Origin of the sequence: Pseudarthrobacter sulfonivorans (assembly GCF_014712225.1) — a bacterium.
GTDB classification, from domain to species: domain Bacteria; phylum Actinomycetota; class Actinomycetes; order Actinomycetales; family Micrococcaceae; genus Arthrobacter; species Arthrobacter sulfonivorans.
Window position 1 is genome coordinate 147,247 of record NZ_JACXBW010000012.1, and the last position, 16,960, is coordinate 164,206.

Genomic DNA, 16,960 nt, shown 5'->3' on the forward strand with positions numbered 1-16,960 from the left:
GTTTTTCCTGCATTAAGTGAGAGAGCGTTTCGGTTTTTCCCGCGACGCGCCGGACGGTGCGACGCGCCGGACGGTGCGACGCGCCGGACGGTGCGGCGGACCGGACCCGGACGCTGAACGCGCGGAAGCCTAGCGCCGCGGAAGGTTCCGCAAATTGCTCCGGGCCATGCTGACCGCTTCACCGGCACCGCGGTTCAGCACCACCTTGGACATGGCGGTGGCGAAACCCAGCATCTGAGTGCCGGAGACCTTCGGCGGCAGCGAGAGCGCCTGCGGATCCGTCATCAGTTCCACCAGCGACGGGCCGGGATGGGCGAACGCTGCGCGGTAGGCTCCTTCGATCTGCGCCGGATCGGCGACCCGCACGGCGTGGAAACCCAGCGCACGCGCGACGCCGGCGTAATCGGCGTCGGGCACGTCCACCCCGAAATCGGGGAGCCCGTCCACCAGCATTTCGAGCTTGACCATGCCCAGCGTGGAATTGTTGAAGACCACCACGTTGACCGGCAGCTTGTGGGCGGCCACCGTGATGAGCTCGCCCAGCAGCATCGACAGGCCGCCGTCGCCCGATACCGAGATGACCTGGCGTTCGGGAAAGGCCAGCTGGGCGCCGATGGCGTGCGGCAGGGCGTTGGCCATGGAGCCGTGCAGGTAGGAACCGATCAGCCGCCGCGTGCCGAGCGGGTTGATGTAGCGGGCGGTCCAGACGTTGCACATGCCGGTGTCAGCGGTGAAGATGGCGTCCTCGGCGGCCACCTGGTCCAGCAGGGAAGCCGCGTATTCAGGATGGATGGGCTGCTTCTTCTCCACCTTGCGGGTGTAGGCACGGACGGATTTGTTCATCAGCCGGTCGTGCTTCTTCAGCATCTGGTCAAGGAACCGGCGGCTCTTTTTGGCCTTCACCAGCGGCATCAGCGCGGCAAGGGTGGGCAGCACGTCGCCATGGACAGCGATGTCGACATCGGTCCGCCGGCCCAGCCTGTGGGCAGCACGGTCCACCTGGGCGGTGCGGGTCTCCGGCAGGAACTGGTCGTAGGGGAAGTCCGTGCCCAACAGGATGAGCAGGTCAGCGTCCTCAATCCCCTCGGCCGCCGCACCGTACCCCAGCAGGCCGGTCATGCCAATGTCGAAGGGGTTGTTGTACTGGACGAAGTCCTTGCCGCGCAGCGAGTGGCCGATGGGCGCGTTGATGAGCTCCGCGAGGGAAATCAGTTCGTCATGGGCGCCCGCCACGCCGGCCCCGGCGAAGATTGCCACCTTCCCGGCCTCGTTGATCGCGTCGGCAAGTTCCCGGACGCTGGCCGGATCCGGGGTGAGCGTGGCGCGCCGGAACGTCGCCGGCAGCGGCGTCCCGGCCGTCGCTTCCAGCCCGGCGATATCACCGGGCAGCGTGACGACGGCCACTCCCCCGAGGCCGAAGGCGTGCTGGATGGCGCTGTGCATCACGCGCGGCGCCTGCTCGGCAGTGCTGACCATTTCCGAATAGACGGAGCACTCGTTGAAGAGCCGGTCCGGATGGGTTTCCTGGAAGAAGCTGCTGCCGATCTGCTTGCTGGGAATGTGGGACGCGATGGCGAGCACGGGAGCGCCGGAGCGGTTCGCGTCGTAGAGTCCGTTGATCAGGTGCAGGTTGCCGGGCCCGCAGGAACCCGCGCAGACTGCCAGTTTCCCCGTCAGCTGGGCTTCGGCCGCGGCGGCGAAGGCGGCGGCTTCCTCATGCCGGACATGGACCCAGTCGATGCCGCCCTCCCTGGAGCCTCCCGTTTTCCGCACGGCATCGACGATCGGGTTCAGGCTGTCGCCCACAATCCCGTAGATTCTCTGCACGCCGGCAGCCATGAGTTGTTCGATGAGCTGGCTGGCGAGTTCCTTGGCCATGGTGCACACTCCCGCGATCAGGTTGATGGGCTGACTGGTTAATGGCTGACTGGTCGATGACCCGACAGAGCCAATATAGTCCCGCAGCCTGAACGCGCGTCAGGACCCCCGCCCGGCGGACGCTCTATCACTTAACGCAGGAAAACCCGGAACGCTCTCTCACTATTCTCAAGAAAGTGATAGAGCGTCCGGGAAAAATCCGCATTAAGTGAGAGAGCGTCCTGATGCGGTGAGCGGACGACGGCGGGTGGGCACCCGCCGTCGTACGTCACCCAAAACTCTTCCAACCGGGGTCTCCCCCGGAACCCGAAACGCTAGGCGCTGACGAAGTCCTTGTCGCTGTCCTTGGCCGGGCCGTTCCAGGCGTCGCCCTGCTCGCGGTCCAGGTGGGTGGCTTTTTTGTTCTTCAGCGCGAAGATGTAGACCACCAGGGAGATGGCGATGCCCACCGTGATGTAGGTGAACAGCACCTCCACCTGCCCGGCTTTCTGCAGCGCGGCACCCACCAGCGGCGTGGTGCCGCCGAAGAGGGAGTTGGCGATCGCGTAGCCCAGCCCAACGCCGAGGGCGCGGATGGAGGCCGGGAACAGTTCGGCCTTCACCAGGGCGTTGATGGACGTGTAGCCACCCACAATCAGCAGGCCGCCCATCATGAGCAGGAACGCCATGAACGGGTCCTTGGTGCCGGCCAGGGTGGAGAGCAGCGGCCACGTGAACAGGACACCCGTGATGCCGAACCACAGGAGCAGGGGCTTGCGGCCCACTTTGTCCGAAATGATGCCGTAGACAGGCTGCAGCAGCATAAAAATGAACAATGCCCAGAAGCTGATGACCGACGTCTGCTCCTTGGGGATTCCGCTGGTGTTCTGCATGAAGGACAGCGTGAAGTTGGTGTACGTGTAGAAGGCCATGGTGCCGCCGAGGGTGACGCCGATGCAGATCAGCAGTGCCTTCCAGTGCTTCGTGAAGAGGAGCTTCAGGGTGCCCGGCTGGGCCTCGCCCTCGACCCGGACGTGGGCAGCAGCTGCCTGCTCTGCGGAGATGGTCTCCTCCATGGAGCGCCGGAGCCACAGGACCACAAGGGCTGCCACGCCGCCGATGGCGAACGGGATACGCCACCCCCATTCACCGAGGGCCTCCTTGCCCAGCGTGCTTTCCAGGACCACCAGGGTAAGCAGTGCCAGCATCTGTCCGCCGATCAGCGTGACGTACTGGAAGCTCGAGAAGAAGCCGCGGCGCTTGGCCGTGGCCGCTTCGGACATGTACGTGGCACTGGTGCCGTATTCGCCGCCCACCGAGAATCCCTGGAGCAGACGGATCAACACGAGCAGGATCAGCGCCCAGGTCCCAATCACGTCTTTAGTGGGGAGCACGGCAATGGCAAACGAGCCTGCGGACATCATGGTCACGCTGAGGGTCAGTGCCGCCTTGCGGCCGTTCCTGTCCGCATAACGGCCGAAGAACCAGCTGCCAATCGGGCGCATCAGGAAGGTCACGGCGAAAACGGCCATGGCCTCCAGGTTGCTCTGCAGGGGGTCTGCGGAGCTGAAGAAGTGGGACGCGAAGTACGCCGAAAATGCGGTGTAGATGTAGACGTCGAACCACTCCACGAGGTTGCCCGCGGAGCCCTTGAGGATGTTGCCCACGGCCTTGCGCGTCTGGGCTGCCTCACTCGGGACTTCGGTTTGCTGGGTGCTCATCGCTGAACCTTCCTAAGCTGCGGCGCCGCGGTTTCCTGGCTTAAATTCCTGCTGTCCATGGCAACATTGCCCATGGTTCCTCCTCGACATTGACGGTCCTCCGCACACGCCGAGGGACTCCTCCAAGCTATGCGTGATGCACAGCACAGCCAACGTGGGAGGGCTTTTCCTAACACTTCCTTAGGTTTCACCGGGGCCGGGGGGTAATCTCCAAAGCGGGCAGATTTTGGTGCCCAGTCAACGAAAAGGGACCGGACCATGGAATTGCTGATCGTCGAGGACGACGACGCCATGGCATCCGCGCTGGCCGCAGCGGTGCTGACCGCAGGCCACAATCCCACCCGCGTAGCCCGCGGGGCCGATGCCCTGCTGGTCCACCGGAAGTTCGGCGTGATCCTGCTGGATCTGGGGCTCCCGGACATGGATGGGCTCGACGTACTGCGGAAGTTGCGCCAGGTCACCCCGGTTCCCATCCTGATCCTGACAGCGCGCGACGACGAACGCAGCGTGGTGCTCGGGCTGCGGTCAGGAGCGGATGACTACCTCGTCAAGCCGGTGAAGCTGGTTGAGTTGCTCGCCCGCATCGAAGCGGTCACCCGCCGCGCGGGCCGCCACTTCGACGCACCGCAGCGGAGCATCGTGCTGCGGGATCTGGAGATTGACCTCGAACGGCGGGTGGCAACCCGTGGTTCCGACGAGTTGCCGCTGACGGCCACAGAGTTCGACCTGCTCGCCCTGTTGGCCAGCCATGCGGGTTCGGTGGTGACCCGGGAACAGATCCTGGATGCGCTGTGGGGAGACGCCTTCGTGGCCTCCTCCCGCGCGCTCGACGTGCACCTGACCGGGCTACGGGCGAAGCTCCAACTGCCGGGATTCATCATCAACGTCCGCGGCGTGGGCTACCGGATTGAGGCGGACCCCGCGTGAAGCTGCGCGTCCTGGGCATCCTCAGCGTGCTGTCCGTCCTGTTGGTTATCCTGGGCTCCACCGCCATCCTCGCGTCCGTCAGCCGGGAACTGACCCAGGAACTCCAGATCAAACGGGTGACCGCGCTTAACCGGTTCGCGCAGGTGGCCTTCGACGCTGCAGCTGCCGATGAGTCCGAGGGGCTTCAGACGGAGATGGACAGGTACTCCGAACTCTACGGCGAGGGAGTCCTGATCCGCCTCCAGGGCGGGACGCTGCGGTCCGGCGGCCTGAGCGAGGACAGGGCCGACGTCGGTGGTGCGCTGGCGCGGGCCAACCTGAACCTCAGCGACACCACCCTTGCTCCGCTCCAGCCGTTCGGACCGGCCTCGGAGGTGCTCTCCCGGTCCTTCGGCAGCGCCAGCCAGGTGTTGGGCGAGGTGATCCTGGAAGTGGACCTGGAAGCGGCCCGGCAGAAACTGCGGGAGCGGTGGCTGCTGGTCGGCCTGGCAGCGGCCGCGCTCGCTGCGGTGCTCCTCCTTGCTGCGGCGCGGGTGACCGGATGGGTGCTGCGCCCGGTCCACCGGTTGAACTCCGCGGTGACGGAACTTGAGGCCACCGGCCGGACAGGTCAGCTTCCGGAGGACGGGCCGCCGGAGCTGCGGGAACTGAGCCGTTCCTTCTCCACGATGGCCCGGACCGTCAGCAACAGCCTGGAATCCCAGCGGCAGCTGATCGCTGACACCTCGCACGAACTGCGCAACCCGGTGGGCGCCCTGCGGCTCAGGATCGATCTGCTGCAGCTGGAACTGCAGACCGTGCGCCAGAAAGATGCTGCAGCGGGAGTCCTGGCAGAGCTGGAACACGTGGAAGGGATCCTCGAGGGGGTGCTCAAGCTGGCGGCGGCCGAGCACCGGGCGGGTGAAGACTCTGCCCGGAGTCCGGCGGGCGCCTCCCGGCGTCCTTTGGGCGGCGCGCAGGGTCCCCTTGATCCCTACCCGATCCTCCAGGAAGAGGCGGAGCGCGCCGGACCTGCGGCACGGCGCAGCGGAGCGACCATCCTGTTGCACAGTCCGCCGGAACCGGCCGCGCACACTGTCTGCCACCCCGCCGAGCTCGCCCAGATGGTGGCGGAACTGATCAACAACGCCATCAAGTACGCGCCGGGTGCCCACATCTCAGTCGCTGTCCGTCCGCGTCCGGGCGCGGTGTGGATCGAGGTGGCCGACGACGGGCCCGGGCTTTCCGCCGACGGACGGGCAGCAGCCACCGGCCGGTTCTGGCGCTCGCCGCGGAACCGCGGGACCCGCGGTTCCGGCCTGGGCATGACCATCGTGGACAAGCTGGCGGCGGCCAACGGCGGCCGCCTGGTGCTCGCCGCCGCCTCCCCGCACGGGCTGGTTGCGCGTCTCGAGTTTCCACAGACAGCCGCCGGGTCCGTGGAGGACGTCGCAGCGGGGCACGAGGCGGCAGCAGAGCAGGATGCGGCCACTGGGAAGGGGCAGGATGACTGACCCCAACCGGACCCGCGGCCTTCCCCGGCGGGACGCCCTCAAGGCAGGCCTCGCAGCCGGCCTGACCGGGCTGCTGCTTCCCGGGCTCAGTGCGTGCACCCCGGACGACCGTCCGGACACTGTGACCGTGGCCGGCGGCGAACCGGGTGGGTTCTACCTGGAGTTCGCCGGGCTGCTGGCGGAGTCCCTGCAACGCCACGGCGTCGCAGGCCAGGCCACCGCACTGACCACCGGCGGCAGCCTGGATAACCTTGAATTCCTGCTCTCCGGCAAGGCAACGTTCGCGGTCGCACTCTCTGACTCGGCGGCCCAGCGGGCAGCGGCAGGCGACGCCACCGCCGTCGGAATTTCCGCCGTCGGGAAGGTCTATGAGAACTACGTACACTGCGTTGTCCGGAGGGACAGCGGCATCCTGGACATTGCCGGGCTGGCCGGCCGGACCGTGGCTGTCGGGGAACCCGGGTCCGGGACGTCGCTGACCACTCCGCGCCTGATCGAGGCTGCCGGGTTGAGCTCCTCCGCTGGTGGAACTGGCACGCCAGTCGCCGCCGGTACGGTCACCGTGCTGAATCTCGGGCTCAACGAGGGCCTTGCGGCACTGCAGAACGGGTCGGTTAATGCGCTGTTCTGGTCCGGCGGCGTGCCCACCGCGGCCATTGCGGCTGCCCATAACAATGCGGGCCTGCGGCTGCTGGACCTCTCCCCGCTCCTCCCGGCGCTGCGCGCCAAACATGGCGTCTTCTATGACCGCGTCCTGATCCCGGAGGGTGCCTACCCCGGCATTCCGGCGGTCTGGACGGTGGGGGTGGCGAACCTCCTCCTGTGCCGGAGCGACGCGGATGCCCGCACGGTGAAAAAGACGGTCGAGATCCTGGTGGGTCACGCGGAGGAACTGATCCCGCGTTCCAGCCTGGGCGTCCAGTTCCTGAGCCCCGAGTCGCTGATCAACACACCGGGCCTGCCGCTCCACCCCGCCGCGGCCGCCGCCTACCGCGACCTCCACGGGTGATGGAACGCTCTATCACTTAATGCAGAAAAACCCCGATCGCTCTCTCACTTTCCCCAAGAAAGTGAGAGAGCGTCCGGGAGAAACCCGCATTAAGTGAAAGAGCGTCCGGGGGTGGTGAGGGGACGACGGCGGCCCGCCAGCCGCCGTCGTATGTTCCGCAGCCTCGAGGCAGCAAGCGTGAATGCGCGGTTTCCAGTCACATTAACCACGGTTGCGGATCAAGGCGCGCTGTTGCCCCGTTGGTCCCTTAAGTGGCGCCATAAGTAGCGTGGTTTCGTCCCGTTTCGCTTCCGTTGCGCAGTGCTGGCCAAGGCCCGGAGACCGTGCTTGAGTGGGTTCCACAGCCCACGCAGGGCAACACAGAACAGCCCTCAGAACGCACCGGAACGAACAGGAGGACCCCATGCCGGAAGCAACTATCCGCATGAAACGCGACCCTACCTCCGGTGCGGCCTGTTGCCGCTCCGAACGAACGTGCCGCATGCGCGGCGCCGGCCCCGGCTTCATGTCCGGCGCCGCCAACTAGCCGCTGGCAGCTGACCGGCGCGCGGCTGGTCCCTACGCTTTCCCTCCGGCCCCGCTCCGCGGGCCAGCTCCGCTGCGCCCACAATCCGCCTTCCCACGCACACGCCCCCATGCCCCCACGCCCCGCATCGAAAGGCCAGCTATGTCCTTCGCTTCATCCTCGTCTCCCCTGTCCGCCCAAAGCGGGCAGGCCACCCTGACCCGGCGCCGCGCCCTGGCCGGTCTCCTGGCTCTGCCGGCGCTCGGGCTGCTGACTGCGTGCGGCGGAACCGCCACGGCCGGCAGCCCATCCGCCAGCCGGGCGGCGGTGGCACCGCTCGCCCCAACTGTGCCGGCCGGGACCACCATCACCGTGGGCGATCCCAGTGTAAAGGTGGCGCTGGAGCTGTCCGGCCTGATCAAGGAACTGGACTTCAACGTTGAGTTCGCCAACATTTCCGGTGGCCCGCAGACCACTGAGGCCTTCCGGGCCAACGCCCTGGACGTGGGCTCAGTGGCGGACATCCCGCCGATCCACGCGACCTGGACGGGCCTGGATGTGCGCATCATCGCCAGCGCCTTCCGGCAGGACGCCGTGAACCATCCGCTGTACGAACTCGGTATCGCTCCCGGAGCAGGGATTTCCTCCCTGCAGGAACTGCGTGGCAAGAAGATCGCCTACAGCCCGGGCCAGGCCCAGGGCGCGCTGGTGCTGCGGATCCTGGAAAAGGCCGGGCTCGGCCAGAAGGACGTGAAGCTGGTGGAACTGCCCAGCACCGGCGACGTCTATGCCACGGCCCTCGCCAGCAAGCAGGTGGACGCCGCACCCCTCGGGGGCGTTCAGATCAAGCGCTACCTGTCCAAGTACCAGGCCGACGGCGGGTCCACCCTGCGGCACGGCCTGCGCGATGACCCCAGCCACCTGTACTCCCCCGCCAAGGTCCTGGACGATCCGGCCAAGGCCGCGGCGCTCGCCGCATACGTTGAGGTGTGGGGCAAGGCCAAGCGCTGGGTGGAGGACCACCCGGCGGAGTGGCTGGAAGGGTACTACGTCAAGGACCAGGGACTTTCACGTGAGGACGGCCGGTACCTGATCGATGCCGCCGGCAAGGCGGACGTTCCACTGTCCTGGGCCGAAGCCATCGAACGGCACCAGCAGACCATCGACCTGCTGGCCCGTGAACAGAAGAAACCCGAACTGGTGGCGGCGGACCTCTACGACACCCGCTACGAAGCCATTGCGGGCACATCCTTCGCTGCGGCCGGCAAGGCCGGGGCGTGAGCGCCGCAACCGCGGTGCGGCGCACCGCCGTCGCACCCCACCAGGATCCGGCGCCCGCGCACCCCAAGGATGTGCGGCCCACCGGGCGCAGGCTGGGACCCGGACGACGACGGCGGCTCGCCTGGCTGCTGGGCCCCTCCGCGCTGCTGCTGCTCTGGACAGTCGCTTCAGCAACAGGGCTGCTGGACCCCCGCATCCTGTCTGAACCTTGGACAGTGGTGGCCACCGCCGGTGAGCTGATCGCCGATGGCCGGCTCCAGGAAAACCTTGCCATCTCCGCCCAGCGCGCCGGACTCGGGCTGTTCTTCGGCATCGTCGTCGGAGCAGTGCTGGCCCTTCTGTCCGGGCTCAGCCGGGCCGGCGAGGCGCTCATTGACGGGCCGGTCCAGATCAAACGCGCCATCCCCGGCCTCGCCCTGATCCCCCTCCTGATCCTCTGGTTCGGGATCGACGAGACCATGAAGGTCCTCACCATCACCCTCGGCGTCTTCGTCCCCATCTACCTGCAGACGCACGCCGCGCTGCGCGGAATTGACCTGCGCTACGTCGAGCTCGCGCAGACCGTGGGCCTGTCACGGGCCGGCTTCATCCGCCGCGTGGTCCTGCCCGGAGCCCTGCCCGGCTTCTTCCTGGGTCTCCGCTTCGCGGTCACCGGAGCCTGGGTGTCCCTGGTGGTGGTGGAGCAGATCAACTCCACCAGCGGCATCGGCTACATGATGGAGCTCGCCCGCACCTATGGCCAAACCAACATCATCGTCCTCGGGCTGGCCGTGTACGGCATCCTTGGCCTGCTCTCCGACGGCATTGTCCGCTTCATCGAACGAAAGGCCCTCTCATGGCAGCGCACTTTGGCGGGCTGACCGCCGTCGGATCCTCCCCCGGCACCACCCCGCGCACTTTACGGGAGGCCCCCACGGTTTCCGCTGTTTCTGTTCGCGGCCTGATCCGCGGGTTCGGGCCCAAGGGCGTCCTGAACGGCGTGGACCTGGACATCGCGCCCGGCGAGTTCGTGGCACTGCTGGGCCCCAGCGGCTGCGGCAAGAGCACCCTGCTGCGGGCGCTCGCCGGGCTGGACCACGACGTGAAAGGCAGCGGCGTCATCAGCGTCCCGGACCGCGTCTCGGTGGTCTTCCAAGACTCCCGGCTCCTGCCCTGGGACAGTGTCCTCGGCAACGTCACGCTGGGGCTGCGGGATCACGACGCCGATGCCAAGGCACGCAAGGCCCTCGCCGAAGTGGGGCTTGCAGGTAGGGAAAAAGCCTGGCCGCATGAGCTGTCCGGCGGTGAGCAGCAACGCGTGGCCCTGGCCCGCTCCCTGGTCCGCGAACCGCAGCTGCTGCTGGCCGACGAACCGTTCGGCGCCCTCGACGCACTGACCCGAATCAAGATGCACGGCCTGCTCCGCGACCTGGTGGCAGCACACCGGCCCGCCGTCCTGCTGGTCACCCACGACGTGGACGAGGCCATCGCCCTGGCTGACCGGATCGTGGTCCTGGACAGCGGCCGCGTGGCCACGGTTCGCAAGGTGGCGCCGGAAATCGGCACTGCTGTAGACGCCGCCGGCCATGAAGCCCTGCGCCGCAACCTGCTCACAGCCCTCGGCGTCGACGTCGCCGCTTCCAGCCACTGAACCTCCCTCCCCGAAGGACCACTCCCATGACTTCCGAAAACCCGTCCACAAACCGCAAACTCCACCTCAACGCCTTCCTGATGAGCACCGGCCACCACGAGTCATCATGGCGGCTGCCCGAGAGCGATCCGCATTCCAGCACCAATGTGGAGCACTACAAGCAGCTTGCCCGCACCGCCGAACGCGGCAAGCTGGACTCCATTTTCTTCGCCGATTCGCCGGTGCTCTTCGGCGAGGTCGGCCGCCGACCCGCCGGGAAGCTTGAGCCCACGGTGCTGCTGACGGCCATCGCCGGCGCCACGGAGCACATCGGCCTGATCGCCACCGCCTCCACGACGTACAACGAGCCGTTCAACCTGGCCCGCCGCTTCGCGTCCGTGGACTGGGTCAGCGGCGGCCGCGCGGGCTGGAACGTGGTCACCACCGCAGGGCCGGACGCTGCCCGCAACTTCGGCGTGGACGACCAGCCCGCCCACGCAACCCGGTACGAGCGTGCCGCCGAGTTCATCGAAGTGGCCAAGAAGCTGTGGGACAGCTGGGAAGACGGGGCCGTGCTGGCGGACAAGGCCGACGGCGTCTGGGCGGATTCCGGCCGGATCCGCACCATCGACCACGAGGGGAAGCACTTCAAGGTCCGCGGCCCGCTCAACGTGCCCCGCTCACCGCAGGGACACCCGCTGATCGTGCAGGCCGGCTCGTCCGAGGACGGCAAGGACCTGGCCGCCCGGTACGCTGACGCCGTCTTCACAGCCCACCAGACCCTCACGGACGCCCAGGACTTCTACCGGGACCTCAAAAACCGGACCGCCGCCGTCGGACGTGATCCGGAGTCCATCAAGATCCTGCCGGGCATCGTCCCGGTCATCGGGGCCACGGAGGAGGAAGCCCGCGCTCTGGAACGCGAACTGGACCGCCTGATCAAGCCCGAGTACGCGCGGATCCAGCTGGCGAAAACCCTGCGTGTGGCGCCGGAAGATCTGCCCCTGGACCGCCAGCTGCCGGACAACCTGCCCGGCGAGGACGAGATCGAGGGTGCCAAGAGCCGGTACACGCTGATCGTCCAGCTTGCCCGGCGCGAAAAGCTGACGGTCCGGCAGCTGATCGGGCGGCTCGGCGGCGGCCGCGGGCACCGGACCTTCACGGGCACACCCGTCCAGGTGGCCGACGCCATCCAGGAATGGTTCGACGGCGGCGCCGCCGACGGCTTCAACATCATGCCGCCGGTGCTGCCCTCGGGGCTGGAAACGTTTGTGGACCAGGTGGTGCCCATCCTGCAGGACCGCGGACTGTTCCGCACCGAATACACCGGCCGCACGCTGCGTGAGCACTACGGACTGGAGCGCCCCGGCAACCGCTACACCGGCGGCTCCGCATCCCAGCTGGCCTCGATCGGATCGGCGTTCTGATGGGAAGGCAGCTGAAACTCAACCTGTTCATCTACCCGGGCGGGCACCACGAAACCGCCTGGCGGCACCCGAAGTCCCAGCCCGAGCGGCTCCCGTGATGGAACGCTCTCTCACTTAACGCACGAAAACGCCCGACGCTCTCTCACTTTCCCTAAGGGAGTGAGAGAGCGTCGGCGAAAAACCCGCATTAAGTGAGAGAGCGTCTTGGGGTCAGTTCCCCGAGTGCGCCTGCAGGAAGCTGTAGACCTCGGTCTCGTCCACTCCGGGGAACGCGCCGGGCGGCATCGCGGCCAGCAGGTGCGAGTGGGCGCGGGCCGACGGCCAGGCGTTGCCGGCCCACTCGGAGGCCAACGACGCCGGCGGCCGCTTGCAGCAGTTCGGATCCGGGCAGGTGGACTTTTCCCGGGCCGTGGTCTCCCGGCCGCGGAACCACTTCACGTGCTGGTACGGCACCCCGATCGACAGCGAAAACTCGCCGCTGGCCGACCGCTCCGTGCGGGCCGTGCACCAGAACGTGCCGGACGGAGTGTCCGTGTACTGGCTGTAGGCACTGAACTTGTCCGGCACGTCGAACACCGCCCGTGAGGTCCACGACTTGCACGACGGTTGGCCTTCAATGGCGCCGGTGTGGTCCATCGGGAACGTCACGCCGTCGTTCTCGTAGGCCTTGTAGATGATGCCGCTCTGGTGGGTCTTCTGGAAGTGGGTGGTGATCCCCAAGTGCTTCGTTGCCAGGTTGGTGAAGCGGTGCGCGGCGGTTTCGTAGGACACGGCAAAAGCGTCGCGGATGTCCTCCACGGCGATTTCCTTGGCCGTCTTGGCTTTCTGCAGGAAGTCCACCGTGGCCTGCTCCGGCAACAACAACGCGGCCGCGAAGTAGTTCGTGGCAACCCGCTGGGCCAAAAAGTCGCCGTAGCTCTTGGGCGTCTCGTGCCCCAGGACGTAGTGCCCCAACGCCTGCAGCAGGACCGAGCGGGGGTCGTGGTCCTGCCGCTGGCTCTGCGTCAGGTAAATTCTGCGGTTCTTCAAATCGGTCACGGAACGGGTGGAATGCGGCAGATCGCCCACGTGATGGAGGGTGAATCCGAGCTTTTCGGCGATGTCTGCAATCACGTGCTGGCTAAGCGGACCGGTGGTGTAGCCGACCAAACCGAGCACTTTCTGCGCCTCGGCCTCGTACTCCGGAAAATAGTTGCCGCGCTCGCGCATCATGGCACGCAGTTCACCGTTCGCGCGGCGGGCTTCTTCCGGCGTCGCCACTTGCTCGTTGAGCTTGCGTTCCAGTTCGTGCAGCAGGCCCACCTGGGCTTCCAGCACATCGAGCGGAAGCCGCGAGCTGATGCGGATTTTGGGCAGGTTCAGCGACTCATAGAGAGGCCCGCGCTGGTAGCGTTCCAGCTCGATTTCGAGGGCCGCGCGGCGGCTCGGCGGTTCGGCCCCGAGCAGCTGATCGATGCTCACGTTCAGAGCAGCAGCCAGCCCCTGCAGCAGGCTCAGTTTCGGCTCCCGCTTCCCGTTTTCGATCAGGCTCAGCTGGCTCGGCGCAGTCCCGACGGCTGCGCTCAGGTCATCGAGCGTGAACCCGGCCTGCTTGCGCAGATGCCGCACGCGGCGGCCCAGGCTGATGACGTCCAGTGCCGGGGCAGCGGCGGACGACGACGGCGGCGCAACTTCGCGATTCCAGCTTCCAGGTGACATTTCTTGAGGATACGCGAAGAAGTGCATTTCTTTCCACCCTTTTCCCCTATTGCATAGCTTGAAAGTGCTGAAAAGTAGTGAACACGGAAAGAAACACCGCACCGGGGCAGCCGGCCGGAACTGCAGCGACGCAGCTCCGGCCGGCATATAACTCCCGGAGCTCAATCAAGGAGACACCGATGACTGCAGCATTTGAGCCTACCCAGCAGACGCCCGAAGAGCAGGCCGCCGCCCTGGAGCTCGAGTGGGCCGCCAATCCCCGCTGGGAAGGTGTGACCCGTGACTACAAGGCAACGGACGTCGTCAAGCTCCGCGGCCGGGTCTCCGAAGAGCACACGCTGGCCCGCCGCGGTTCCGAGAAGCTCTGGAAGCAGCTCACCGAAGAACACAAGACCGGCAAATACACCAACGCCTTGGGCGCCCTGACCGGCAACCAGGCCGTTCAGCAGGTCAAGGCCGGCCTCCGCGCCATCTACCTCTCCGGCTGGCAGGTCGCCGCGGATGCCAACAACTCCGGCCACACCTACCCGGACCAGTCGCTGTACCCCGCCAACTCTGTCCCGACCGTGGTCCGCCGCATCAACAACGCCCTGCTCCGCGCGGACCAGATCGAGTTCTCCGAAGGCGTCCAGACTGTTGAGGACTGGATGGTCCCGATCGTCGCCGACGCCGAGGCCGGCTTCGGCGGCCCGCTGAACGCCTACGAACTCATGAAATCCATGATCCAGGCCGGCGCCTCGGGCGTGCACTGGGAAGACCAGCTCGCCTCGGAAAAGAAGTGCGGCCACCTCGGCGGCAAGGTCCTGATTCCCACCCAGCAGCATGTCCGCACCCTGAACGCCGCCCGCCTGGCAGCCGACGTCGCGGGCACCCCGTCCGTGGTCATCGCCCGCACCGACGCCGAGGCAGCCACCCTGATCACCTCCGACGTCGATCCCCGCGACCAGGAATTCGTCACCGGCGAACGCACCCCGGAAGGCTTCTACAAGGTCCGCAACGGCATCGAACCCTGCATCGCCCGCGCCAAGGCCTATGCCCCCTACTCCGACCTCATCTGGATGGAGACGGGCACCCCTGACCTCGAGCTGGCCAAGAAGTTCGCCGAGGCGGTCAAGGCCGAGTTCCCGGACCAGATGCTTTCCTACAACTGCTCGCCGTCGTTCAACTGGCGCAAGCACCTGGACGACGCCACCATCGCGAAGTTCCAGCGTGAACTTGGCGCCATGGGCTTCACGTTCCAGTTCATCACCCTGGCCGGCTTCCACGCCCTGAACTACTCGATGTTCGACCTCGCCCACGGCTACGCCCGTGAAGGCATGAGCGCCTACGTCGAACTCCAGGAAAAGGAATTCGCCTCCGAGTCCCGCGGCTACACCGCGACCAAGCACCAGCGCGAAGTCGGCACCGGCTACTTCGACGACATTGCCACCGCGCTCAACCCGAACGCGTCCACCCTGGCTCTGGTGGGATCCACCGAAGAAGGCCAGTTCCACTAGAAACTTTCCCCAAGTAAGTAGCAGTAAGTGTCGTTTTGGAGGCTCAAAACGACACTTACTGCTACCCAGTTGGGCCACGCAACAGGAGACTTGAAATGAACACCTTCACTGACAGCTTCACTATCAACGGAATTACACTCACCGCGCAGCCCATTTGCCGGCAGGACGAGGTTCTTACTCCGGATGCTTTGGAGTTTGTCGCAAGGCTGCACCGGGCCACCGCGGAGCGCCGGCAGGAGCTGCTGCAGGCACGCCGGACCCGCCGGGCCGAGATCGCCGCCGGCCAGGACCCTCGCTTCCTCCGCGAGACCGAGGACATCCGCAATGATCCGTCGTGGCGGGTCGCTCCCCCGGCCCCCGGGCTGGAGGACCGCCGGGTGGAAATCACCGGCCCGGTGGACCAGAAGATGACCATCAACGCGCTGAACTCCGGCGCGAAGGTCTGGCTCGCGGACATGGAAGACTCCTCCACCCCCACCTGGCGGAACGTCATCAAGGGCCAGCTGAACCTCACCGACGCCCTGGAACGCCGGATCGACTTCACGAGTCCCGAGGGCAAGGAATACAAGCTCCGGCCCGCCGGCGAACTCCCCACCATCGTGGTGCGCCCCCGGGGCTGGCACCTGCCCGAGAAGCACATGCTCATCGACGGCGCCCCCGTGGCCGGCGGCATCGTGGACTTCGGCCTGTTCTTCTTCCACAACGCCCGCCGCCTCCTGGCCCAGGGCAAGGGGCCGTACTTCTACCTGCCGAAGATTGAGAACCACCTCGAAGCACGCCTGTGGAACGACATCTTCATCCTCGCGCAGGACCTGCTCGGCATCCCGCAGGGCACCATCCGTGCCACCGTGCTGATCGAGACCATTACCGCCGCGTTCGAAATGGAGGAGATCCTCTACGAACTTCGCGACCACGCATCCGGCCTGAACGCCGGCCGCTGGGACTACATCTTCTCCCTGATCAAGAACTTCCGCACCCGCGGCCCCCGGTTCGTCCTGCCGGACCGCGCCCAGGTGACCATGACCCAGCCGTTCATGCGTGCCTATACCGAACAGCTGGTCCGCGCCTGCCACAAGCGCGGCGCCATGGCCATCGGCGGCATGGCCGCTGCCGTCCCCAACCGCAAGGACGAAGCAGCCAACGCCAACGCCTTCGAGAAGGTCCGTGCCGACAAGACCCGCGAGGCCAACGACGGCTTCGACGGCTCCTGGGTGGCCCACCCGGACCTCGTGCCCGTCTGCCGCGAGGTGTTCGACTCGATCCTGGGAGAGAAGCCCAACCAGCTGGACCGCACCCGCGAGGACGTCACCCCCGATGACCGCGCCCTCATCAACGTGGCCGCCACGACAGGCACCATCACCGAGCAGGGCATCCGGAACAACATCGAAGTGGGCATCCGGTACATCGAATCCTGGCTGCGTGGAAACGGCGCCGTCGCCATCCACAACCTCATGGAAGACGCCGCCACCGCGGAGATCTCCCGCTCGCAGCTGTGGCAGTGGATGTTCGCCAGCGCCATCACCGACCACGGCGAAATCATCACCCACCACTGGATCGAGGAACTGCTCGACGAAGAGTTCGCACGCCTGGAACGCTTCGACGGCGACCGCTTCGAAGACGCCCGCGACATCTTCGAGGAAGTCACGCTCAGCCAGGACTTCCCGTCCTTCCTGACCCTCCCCGCCTACGCCCGCTACCTCACCGAAGCCCGCGAGAAGGCAACCCAGGAAGAGCTCGCCGCCGCATAAAGCCGCACAGATTTCCGTCCGCCGGGCAGGCACGCCCTTCGCAACAGGCACCCCCGAGATCCGGGGGGCCGGCCCGGCGACGGAACACCCCTTGAGCAGGTCCCCCCCTCGGCCCACCCACCCGGGTGTGCCCCTCGGACGCTCTCTCACTTAACGCAAGAAAAAGGCCGACGCTCTCTCACTTTCCCG

General features: G+C 66.7%; 12 protein-coding genes. 9 read left to right on the forward strand and 3 right to left on the reverse strand.

Features of this window, described 5'->3' with window-relative positions:
• Positions 1 to 129: 129 nt before the first annotated feature.
• Positions 130 to 1,878: a pyruvate dehydrogenase gene (locus tag IAQ70_RS16090; protein WP_190990321.1), complete on the reverse strand. Its 1,749-nt coding sequence runs from the start codon at positions 1,876 to 1,878 to the stop codon at positions 130 to 132.
• A gap of 314 nt (positions 1,879 to 2,192) precedes the next feature.
• A complete protein-coding gene (locus IAQ70_RS16095) occupies positions 2,193 to 3,578 on the reverse strand; it encodes an MFS transporter (RefSeq protein WP_190990322.1) in 1,386 nt (461 codons plus the stop codon).
• Positions 3,579 to 3,836: 258 nt separating this feature from the next.
• Between IAQ70_RS16095 and IAQ70_RS16100 the strand changes: the two genes are divergently transcribed.
• From IAQ70_RS16100 to IAQ70_RS16130, 7 genes are all read left to right on the forward strand, one after another.
• Positions 3,837 to 4,505, forward strand: a complete 669-nt coding sequence (locus tag IAQ70_RS16100; RefSeq protein WP_190990323.1) for a response regulator transcription factor — start codon at positions 3,837 to 3,839, stop codon at positions 4,503 to 4,505.
• The gene (locus tag IAQ70_RS16105; RefSeq protein ID WP_190990324.1) at positions 4,502 to 5,998 is read left to right on the forward strand and encodes a sensor histidine kinase; all 1,497 of its coding nucleotides are present in this window, start codon (positions 4,502 to 4,504) and stop codon (positions 5,996 to 5,998) included. Before IAQ70_RS16100 ends, IAQ70_RS16105 begins: the two co-directional genes overlap by 4 nt.
• Positions 5,991 to 7,007 carry a TAXI family TRAP transporter solute-binding subunit gene (locus IAQ70_RS16110; RefSeq protein ID WP_190990325.1) on the forward strand — a complete coding sequence of 339 codons (1,017 nt, stop codon included), beginning with the start codon at positions 5,991 to 5,993 and terminating at the stop codon, positions 7,005 to 7,007. The genes IAQ70_RS16105 and IAQ70_RS16110 overlap by 8 nt, the downstream gene beginning before the upstream one ends.
• A gap of 667 nt (positions 7,008 to 7,674) precedes the next feature.
• A complete protein-coding gene (locus tag IAQ70_RS16115; RefSeq protein WP_190990326.1) occupies positions 7,675 to 8,793 on the forward strand; it encodes an ABC transporter substrate-binding protein in 1,119 nt (372 codons plus the stop codon).
• Positions 8,790 to 9,653, forward strand: a complete 864-nt coding sequence (locus IAQ70_RS16120; protein ID WP_190990327.1) for an ABC transporter permease — start codon at positions 8,790 to 8,792, stop codon at positions 9,651 to 9,653. The genes IAQ70_RS16115 and IAQ70_RS16120 overlap by 4 nt, the downstream gene beginning before the upstream one ends.
• Positions 9,629 to 10,423, forward strand: coding sequence for an ABC transporter ATP-binding protein (locus IAQ70_RS16125; RefSeq protein WP_190990328.1), 795 nt, complete (start codon positions 9,629 to 9,631; stop codon positions 10,421 to 10,423). Before IAQ70_RS16120 ends, IAQ70_RS16125 begins: the two co-directional genes overlap by 25 nt.
• Positions 10,424 to 10,449: 26 nt before the next feature.
• A complete protein-coding gene (locus IAQ70_RS16130; RefSeq protein WP_190990329.1) occupies positions 10,450 to 11,829 on the forward strand; it encodes an LLM class flavin-dependent oxidoreductase in 1,380 nt (459 codons plus the stop codon).
• Positions 11,830 to 12,039: 210 nt separating this feature from the next.
• Here IAQ70_RS16130 and IAQ70_RS16135 read toward each other — a convergent pair whose 3' ends face one another.
• Positions 12,040 to 13,554: an XRE family transcriptional regulator gene (locus IAQ70_RS16135; protein WP_190990330.1), complete on the reverse strand. Its 1,515-nt coding sequence runs from the start codon at positions 13,552 to 13,554 to the stop codon at positions 12,040 to 12,042.
• Between the two features lie 152 nt (positions 13,555 to 13,706).
• Here IAQ70_RS16135 and aceA point away from each other — a divergent pair, with 152 nt between their 5' ends.
• Both aceA and aceB read left to right on the forward strand, forming a co-directional pair.
• Positions 13,707 to 15,023 (forward strand): isocitrate lyase, encoded by a 1,317-nt coding sequence (gene aceA, locus IAQ70_RS16140; RefSeq protein WP_190990331.1) that lies wholly within the window; start codon positions 13,707 to 13,709, stop codon positions 15,021 to 15,023.
• Between the two features lie 95 nt (positions 15,024 to 15,118).
• Positions 15,119 to 16,771 (forward strand): malate synthase A, encoded by a 1,653-nt coding sequence (gene aceB / locus IAQ70_RS16145; RefSeq protein WP_190990332.1) that lies wholly within the window; start codon positions 15,119 to 15,121, stop codon positions 16,769 to 16,771.
• The last annotated feature ends 189 nt before the right edge of the window (positions 16,772 to 16,960 follow it).

What these genes read in the sequence shown, in the direction of transcription:
- IAQ70_RS16090 (WP_190990321.1), bottom strand. Translation starts at nt 1,878, where the DNA reads ATGGCCAAGGAACTCGCCAGCCAGCTCATCGAACAACTCATGGCTGCC.
- IAQ70_RS16095 (WP_190990322.1), bottom strand. Translation starts at nt 3,578, where the DNA reads ATGAGCACCCAGCAAACCGAAGTCCCGAGTGAGGCAGCCCAGACGCGC.
- IAQ70_RS16100 (WP_190990323.1), top strand. Translation starts at nt 3,837, where the DNA reads ATGGAATTGCTGATCGTCGAGGACGACGACGCCATGGCATCCGCGCTG.
- IAQ70_RS16110 (WP_190990325.1), top strand. Translation starts at nt 5,991, where the DNA reads ATGACTGACCCCAACCGGACCCGCGGCCTTCCCCGGCGGGACGCCCTC.
- IAQ70_RS16115 (WP_190990326.1), top strand. Translation starts at nt 7,675, where the DNA reads ATGTCCTTCGCTTCATCCTCGTCTCCCCTGTCCGCCCAAAGCGGGCAG.
- IAQ70_RS16125 (WP_190990328.1), top strand. Translation starts at nt 9,629, where the DNA reads ATGGCAGCGCACTTTGGCGGGCTGACCGCCGTCGGATCCTCCCCCGGC.
- IAQ70_RS16130 (WP_190990329.1), top strand. Translation starts at nt 10,450, where the DNA reads ATGACTTCCGAAAACCCGTCCACAAACCGCAAACTCCACCTCAACGCC.
- IAQ70_RS16135 (WP_190990330.1), bottom strand. Translation starts at nt 13,554, where the DNA reads ATGCACTTCTTCGCGTATCCTCAAGAAATGTCACCTGGAAGCTGGAAT.
- aceA (WP_190990331.1), top strand. Translation starts at nt 13,707, where the DNA reads ATGACTGCAGCATTTGAGCCTACCCAGCAGACGCCCGAAGAGCAGGCC.
- aceB (WP_190990332.1), top strand. Translation starts at nt 15,119, where the DNA reads ATGAACACCTTCACTGACAGCTTCACTATCAACGGAATTACACTCACC.